The 7,001-nt window shown below is 50.0% G+C and carries 8 protein-coding genes and 1 pseudogene; 4 read left to right on the forward strand and 5 right to left on the reverse strand.

Features of this window, described 5'->3' with window-relative positions:
* Positions 1-85 precede the first annotated feature (85 nt).
* The 3 genes from SCT_RS14260 to SCT_RS14270 all read right to left on the reverse strand — a co-directional run bounded on the left by SCT_RS14260 (position 86) and on the right by SCT_RS14270 (position 2,237).
* Positions 86-631 (reverse strand): recombinase family protein, encoded by a 546-nt coding sequence (locus tag SCT_RS14260; RefSeq protein WP_059424284.1) that lies wholly within the window; start codon positions 629-631, stop codon positions 86-88.
* Positions 632-749: 118 nt separating this feature from the next.
* A complete protein-coding gene (locus tag SCT_RS14265) occupies positions 750-1,040 on the reverse strand; it encodes a hypothetical protein (RefSeq protein WP_059424286.1) in 291 nt (96 codons plus the stop codon).
* A 489-nt stretch (positions 1,041-1,529) separates the two neighbouring features.
* Positions 1,530-2,237: an HAD family hydrolase gene (locus SCT_RS14270; protein WP_237759704.1), complete on the reverse strand. Its 708-nt coding sequence runs from the start codon at positions 2,235-2,237 to the stop codon at positions 1,530-1,532.
* 131 nt (positions 2,238-2,368) lie between these two features.
* On the opposite strand from SCT_RS14270, the pseudogene SCT_RS17955 reads away from it, so the two are divergent.
* From SCT_RS17955 to SCT_RS14285, 4 genes and pseudogenes are all read left to right on the forward strand, one after another.
* Positions 2,369-2,579 (forward strand): annotated as a pseudogene (locus tag SCT_RS17955) (IS5/IS1182 family transposase); the annotation flags it as partial.
* Positions 2,580-2,722: 143 nt separating this feature from the next.
* Entirely contained in the window at positions 2,723-2,935 is a 213-nt protein-coding gene (locus tag SCT_RS14275) for a DUF2934 domain-containing protein (protein ID WP_059424288.1), read from the forward strand.
* Positions 2,936-3,248: 313 nt separating this feature from the next.
* Positions 3,249-3,563 carry a hypothetical protein gene (locus SCT_RS14280; protein WP_144408284.1) on the forward strand — a complete coding sequence of 105 codons (315 nt, stop codon included), beginning with the start codon at positions 3,249-3,251 and terminating at the stop codon, positions 3,561-3,563.
* Positions 3,564-3,723: 160 nt separating this feature from the next.
* The gene (locus SCT_RS14285; protein WP_059424292.1) at positions 3,724-4,716 is read left to right on the forward strand and encodes a glycosyltransferase family 2 protein; all 993 of its coding nucleotides are present in this window, start codon (positions 3,724-3,726) and stop codon (positions 4,714-4,716) included.
* Positions 4,717-5,315: 599 nt separating this feature from the next.
* On the opposite strand, the gene SCT_RS14295 is transcribed toward SCT_RS14285, so the two are convergent.
* Both SCT_RS14295 and SCT_RS14300 read right to left on the reverse strand, forming a co-directional pair.
* Positions 5,316-6,341 carry a S1/P1 Nuclease gene (locus tag SCT_RS14295; protein ID WP_144408285.1) on the reverse strand — a complete coding sequence of 342 codons (1,026 nt, stop codon included), beginning with the start codon at positions 6,339-6,341 and terminating at the stop codon, positions 5,316-5,318.
* A gap of 44 nt (positions 6,342-6,385) precedes the next feature.
* Positions 6,386-6,628, reverse strand: a complete 243-nt coding sequence (locus SCT_RS14300; protein WP_059424298.1) for a hypothetical protein — start codon at positions 6,626-6,628, stop codon at positions 6,386-6,388.
* Positions 6,629-7,001: the final 373 nt, after the last annotated feature.

Here is a 7,001-nt window from a genome sequence, read left to right on the forward strand (position 1 = left end):
AAATCCATCTGTAACTTGAGCCATACTGTGGCTTATCGGGTGGGTCAATTTTCAGTGCAAATCCCGGGTCAATATTCGGCGCAAATTAACAGTCGAGCAGCCGGTACAACGTGGCCCGGCTGATTCCATGCTGCTGGGCCACTGCGGCTTTAGATTGCGTGCCAGCTAATATATCGGACTGGATTGACGCCCAGTCCACTTCCATGGGTTTCCTGCCAAATTTGACGCCTTTTTGTTTCGCCCTTGCTCGTCCTTCTGCTGCACGCTCGCAGATCAGTTCCCTCTCAAATTCTGCGATCGCCCCTAGCAAACTAAAAGTCAGTCTACCTGCCGGCGTAGTGGTATCAATAGCCTGAAGCAGTACCACGAGGTCCACACTTTTACGGTTCAGCTGCTGCACAATTTGATGCAGATCCAAAACTGACCGGGCCAGCCGATCGAGGCGGGTGACTAGCAGTGCATCGCCATCCCTTACGTAAGCCAGGGCAGCCTGTAGCTCGATCCTCTCTGCGGAGGACTTACCGCTACGCTGTTCTTTGAATATCCTTTCACACCCAGCTGCTGTCAATGCTGCAATTTGAGCATCCAGTGTTTGTCCTGTGGTTGAAACCCGTGCATATCCGATTTTCATGTTCCAAAAGTCCTATGAACAAGTGAGGCATAATTCTGAAGCAATATTTGAGACGCCTTATCTCGACAAAACCGCCTGGTCGGCGGTTGTGTCATAAATATGGATTTTTGAGACGCTACTAGTCATTGCTGCTTAAGCCGCTCCCCGAGTCAAAGCTATCAAAGCTAGAGCCCCAGTCATCATCAAAGCTGGTTGTGGGGCTGTTATCGCAGCTGAAGACGTTGCCGCCAACGTCCAGCATCGAATCATCCAGCATCGGTAGGCCGCTCGACGGGTTGACCCCCAGATTTGTGTGGCGGTCAAAGATAGTATTGGTGTCATCGTGGGTAATCGAAGGGATGGCTGCTTGGTCAGTATCCCGGCCGATCGGTTGCGTTAAAAAATCGAAGATGCTGCGGAAGATGCTCATCTTGCTGTTCCTTTCCCCTTGTGGCTAGGCCTCATAGATTGTTACGGAAATGTTGGATTCAGGAAATGCAGTTTTACTGATTTACTGAATATGCTAGAAAGTCTAGCACACTAAGCCGCACATGTCAATGTTGGCTGCGCCATCGCGATACAACTTGTAGTTGCTGATCAGCCCGGGACGACTAAAGGATGCCGGTCAGATTGAATCAAAGGTGTCTATGTACATCAATTTCCCTTCGATCCAAGTCAAATTCCCATCAATGACATTTATTCACAAAGAAGTAACTGTACGCAGATGGTCAAAAGCTACGTTGCCTCAAATTGAAGGTAGTCGGTTACCGATCATAGGCAAACAAGCGAAATGGGCCTACCTGGAAGCGATCCTCACTCGTGGGCAAGCCGATAGTTGCATCCTTTCTTGACCTATTGGTGAATAGCTTCGTGGTGAGCAAGGGTGAGAGGTCAACTTGGCCCATCCTACTTGAAACACTCAGACACTTTCGGTGGGCAGATCAAAAGCGTGCAGCAGGCGACCGGCAAACTCGGCAGGAGATGTCGATATAACCTCGGGCGGAACCTCAAACTTCCTGGTTAGGCGAACGCTGTCCTCGAAGCCATATGCCACAATAAAAGGATGCATTCCGGCACCAATCGCCGCGAGATAATCGCTGTACTCGTCGCCACAGGCATACGCGCGCGCGGGATTGATATCGAAGGATTGCCGGGCACGTTTCAAGTGCACTGTCTTGTCCTCCCTCAAAGGGATGCAGGCAAAGTAATCGAATTCGCCCGTGTCGATGCCGTGGCGTTGAAATAAGCATTTCAGCGTCTTCTCGGGCTCAATTGTCACATTGCGGGTTACGAGACCCACACGGATGTCCGGAGCCGCCAGCACCGTACGTAGCAGCAAGTCGATGCCTGGATACAAACATGCCTCGTGTCGGTAGACCTCGGTCAGCGTCAACAGCAGTTGTTTGCGGCTCTGCTGCCCAAACTGGTGGCGCAGATTTGTTGGGAACTCCCGCAGACCTCCGAGATACTTGAACAGTTTGCGGCGTTTCTGAAAACGCTCGAGGTCGCCGATGGCCATGCCGTGCCGCAAAAAGGCCAGCTCGATAGCATGAAACGCGTCAATGGTCGTGCCATCAGCGTCGAAGATCACCAAACGTTCCGATTTTCTGTACTGAACCATGTTCATGATCGTGTTCCAGTAGTGTGACAAGATCATGACAGGAAGCCATCAACGACAAGGAGTAGGTCGAGATGATGGTGGCGAGACACATGCGAATCCCGAAGGGCTGAATCGGCCTGCACCGTCGCGGAGCCGCAATTACAGTCAAGCGCGACGAACATTATCCAAATTGGCGGAAGGATTATACGCAACCCAAACCGCTGGCGGACGATGCCTCACAGGTCGAAACCATGAAAAACCAACTCAAGATTCGCGCCGGACATGGCGCTTGTACGCTATGCAAGCAGATGGTGGCGCCGGTGTTCGGCATTATCCAAGTCGCTGTTGGGCTTCTGTCAGTTTATGTTGCTGCGGACTCAATAATGTCAGTACCATAAATGGCCGCACTGCTTTCTACTGTCATTTGGGCGATTTACTATACATTTTTCTAAAATTCATATCGTTGTAACAAGCAGTTGCTAAATTACAACCAATTTATAAGGACTAAATTAATGGGTCAAGAACTGGGACCGTTGTACGGTGAGTTGGTAATCCCCTTTCGCGATGGAAACCAATCAGACATTCAAAGCGAAGTAAGCGCTATGGAAGAGACGACTCGGTTAATGATAGAAGAGGCTGCATATTTCCTGGCGGAAAAAAGGGGATTTAAACCTGGCTATGAGTTAGCGGATTGGCTTCAGGCTGAAGCACAAATAAGAAAATAATTGTTCCCTAAAGCCAGTGCAATACATTTAAAGCCCGTCATTTAAATGCCCCCTTTTTAGCCACAAACCGACGAAATTTTCAATAGGATTAGGGAGGCTCCAGTCATTCGGACATTCACCGGGTTGGGAAAGGCTAAGGACACCCCTAAAGACTAAAACTCCCGCAGCCCCAATTTGCAGCACGGCGAGTCATTCTCAGAGAGAATTGCGGCATCCTCACGATGCTCGCCCGCCGCCAACCTGGGTTTTTCGACATAGATACCAGCACGGGATAGTAACAAAGCTGTTATCTGTCGGCATTATGATATGGCCCGTGGCCGCGACTGGGTCTGCGCCGATTTTCAATTACTATTTTGGGCGAAATATGAAATCTGTTGATAACTTTGCATCCACGCTTCCAATTTCCATCAACATCATCCCTTTGACCGCCAACGAAAGCGTTTACGGCAATTGCTCGAACTGGAAGGGGCCGCGCGAACGGAATGGACGGAAAAGCTTCATTTGCCTTGATGGCTCCAAGGGAACCTGCCAGCATAAAATGCGCGATCTGGATTTCGAGTATATTTCGGGCGCGCTGACATCGCCGGTTTCCGGCGACGGCTGCTCACACTGGAAATTTGTGGCGTAACAGAGGCCACGACAAGGCGAGCCTGGTGTGGCTCTTGTGGACATATGTGAGGCTTCGTGCCTCAAGACGTGAGGCAGGTAGTATTGACAACTCGTTCGTGCCTCTGCCTCTTCGGATATGAGAATTCGGGCCTGCTGGAATTGGTATGATGGGATAATTCATGATCAGCAGTCCCGAACAGCATAGCAGTGTTCGAATCTCCTGCATTATCTGCGCTTTTAATGAGGCGCCGAGAATCGCCGCCGTGCTTGCGGTCGCCTCTGTGCATCCGTTGCTTCTCGAGGTCATCGTAGTGGACGATGGCTCGACCGACAACACCGCCGGGATCGTCAAGCGCTTCCCGTCGGTAAAGCTGATCTCCTACCCAGTGAATCGAGGTAAGAGTTTTGCGATGGCAACGGGCGTCGCGTCGGCACAAGGCGACCTACTCATGTTGCTCGATGCGGATCTCAAAGGACTTACATCGGAAAACATTACAGCACTCGCAGCCCCTGTTTTGTCGGGAGAGGCGGATATCAGCCTGAGCCTTCGGCAGAATAGCCTTATGATATTTCGCGCAATCGGTCTGGATTTTGTTTCGGGCGAACGGGTTATCCGGAAGGAGTTCTTGAGCGAGGCACTGAAGGAGATTCATGGCTTGCCGCGTTTTGGAATCGAGGTATTCATGAATAGCCAGATTATTGCCCGCCGGCTTTCGATAGCGGTCTCGCGCTGGCGTCACGTCACGCAATCGAGGAAAACCGAGAAGCTCGGATACTTGAAGGGCCTCCGGGCCGAATGGCGCATGATCACCGATTTGTTGCAAACCGCTTACCCTATCGCGCTGATTTCACAAACCCATCAAATGCTTTCATTGCGGAAGCGCTGGCGCAACGACATCCGCGTTGTGTACCGGAAGGTCAGGCGACAACGCGCACTGACGCGCCGGCTGCGGTCGCTCCTTCTGTCCTACAACTGTCTATCAGGTCGCTGCAAATTATCCCGATGTGCTGGGCCTATTGATCGAGCAGACCGAAAGTCACCAAGCTCTGGCTTTGGCTCTTACAAGAACTGCGGCTACTTCCCCAGCGATGACACTGCTGTAAAGCTACGATCACTGGCGTTGCGAAATATCGAAAAAGATTTGAAGATGCCGCCTGTGACGAGGAAGTAGGCGGCCAACCAGTTCACTATCCTGTTCGGTGAATGATTCACCAGTGCACCGAACTGATTTTTAACTGGCCTTTCTCACTCAGAATTTCCGACACTTCTCCTTCACGAAAATCTTGTATCTTGCGATTTTGTGCATTGTGGATGATTCAGACAATTCTCATCCATACCCGCCTTGGTCGCTCATTCCTCCTGTTGCTGTTCGCAATCGTCGATATAGCGCATGCAGCATCTTCGCCAAGCTCGATTCACGTAGTCATCGATGATAATTACCCTCTTTACATTTTCCGCGACGCTAATGGGCAAATTCAGGGAATATTGAAGGACTATTGGACTTTGTGGCAGCAACATACTGAGGTAACTCAAATCCCCATAACCCGTCACCAGTCCTGACTCGCCTCGGTACATCCCGCGGTTTCCTCCCTTGAGGCTTGTTCGACGCCTGCCCGGTGGGCTTTGTCGCGTCCGGATAGACCTGCGGCTGTGGACAGGCATCTGGCAACCCTTAACATTACCGGACGCACGCCATTCAAAATTGACGGTCTGAACGTTGGTGAATAGCTGACCTATCGCCCAGACTAATGGCAAACCTACGGTGTGAATTTAGTCTAATCCCTGCATTTCCCTGATAGGGTTGATCTTGCCAGACTCAATATCCCGCACCGGGATAGGCGGATAACCAACCGTTGAATCCGCACTTGTCCGCCAAGCTGAAACTATCATGTCACGAAGCTCTGATACTGCTGCGGCCAGTCGCTCTGCTGCAAAATCTTTTCCAGCCAATGGATTTTCATCGAAGCTACCGGTCTTTGCCAATTCCAATAAAGGCAACAACTGCGATTGGGTTTCGTGCAGATAGGAAACCGTGCGAGTCTGGATCGAACAATTGCAATCCACGCTTGATCGCAGTTTTTTTGTGACGTCCTCAGGACGGATATTACGCGCAACAAAAGCACCCTCAAACGCAGCATGAAGCCCCTTTGTGTTGGGGTATTCCCGCGGGTTTGGATAGTCGCCCCATCCATCATAATGAATCGAGACGTGCATGGGTTGGCTGGCGTCGGCAACAAAATGGCTCCAATATCCCAAATCGCGAAGAATGATCATTTCGCGCAACTCTCTGTCCTTGCTGAACCATGAGCGCTCAGTTTTTGATATTGCCGAGCGTTCTTTGGCAAAGTCAGCGCGCCAATAGGCGAAGTCACGTTGCAACTGCTGCCAGCCATCAACGATGGAATAAGGAAGAAAACCCGCCTTGTACTCATTGGTTCCATTTAAACGTAATGCAGTATCGTAGTCCTCTCGGGTGGCAGGTAAAGGGTCGATCGAAACCAAATTAGCCTCCGTGAAACTATCGGAGAGGTTGATGTAGTGGCCAGGATCAAGATCATGATCATGGCTGTTCCCCGTTCCCTTGGAACGATCCGGCTCACGTCCAAGTTCACCGATAAGTCGCGCAGCTTTCTTTGTACGTAGAAAAGTCGGGATCTCCGGGGGAAGATTCTGAATCGCCAATTGGCTAATCATGCGATGCCCGGTAGCACCCCATGCCAAGGCTTGGTGATAGGGCAGAAGCAACAATGCCAATAGGGCACCGCTAATAATGGTTGGAGAAGTGTGATTCTTCAATATGCGCTTCTTAATCCTGATTAATCGGTGTAGGCATTGTTTGCCTAATTAGTGCTTACGCTAACAAGCTTTTGCAGGCGTTCCTTTGTCTTCGTGTAACGGTCAAGCCTCCAATGCTTGATGATTTCCAAGCTGAGTTCAAAATCATCGTAATTAAGCTCATAAATTTCGGTGAGCTTGAATTCTCCATCACAACAAAGCGCACCGACTAGACGATGAAAGATCTTGCCAGCTGGGTCATTTGAATCCTTCTTTAATCGATTTTCCAATTCTTTAAGAATGTTCATATCCTGTTCCTTAGGCAATTTTATCTACTTATCCGGCATAATAAAGTTTGCAGTATTTGTCATATTTGTCAGATGGGAATCCAGTTGCTTGACTAGCCTACAGCCAACTCAGGCGAGGGTGCGAAAGACTTTTTATTCCCATAAGAGGCGATCCTTGGCCTTATTGCGATAGTTTGTAGTCTTGTTGCGAATTCATGGCTTGCCCGACTCCATGCACGAAAAATGTGAGGTAGGCAAATGGAGGGACAGTGCTACGCACAATAGAACATGGTGACTGAATTACAAGAGCTTTTTTAGTTCGAACCGGTTAGCTCAAATACTGAACTTCAGCTTTGCAAAGCTGAACTGGACGTAGGTTTAGTGATCAGCGTAG

Origin of the sequence: Sulfuricella sp. T08 (assembly GCF_000971475.1) — a bacterium.
Taxonomy (GTDB): domain Bacteria; phylum Pseudomonadota; class Gammaproteobacteria; order Burkholderiales; family Sulfuricellaceae; genus Sulfuricella.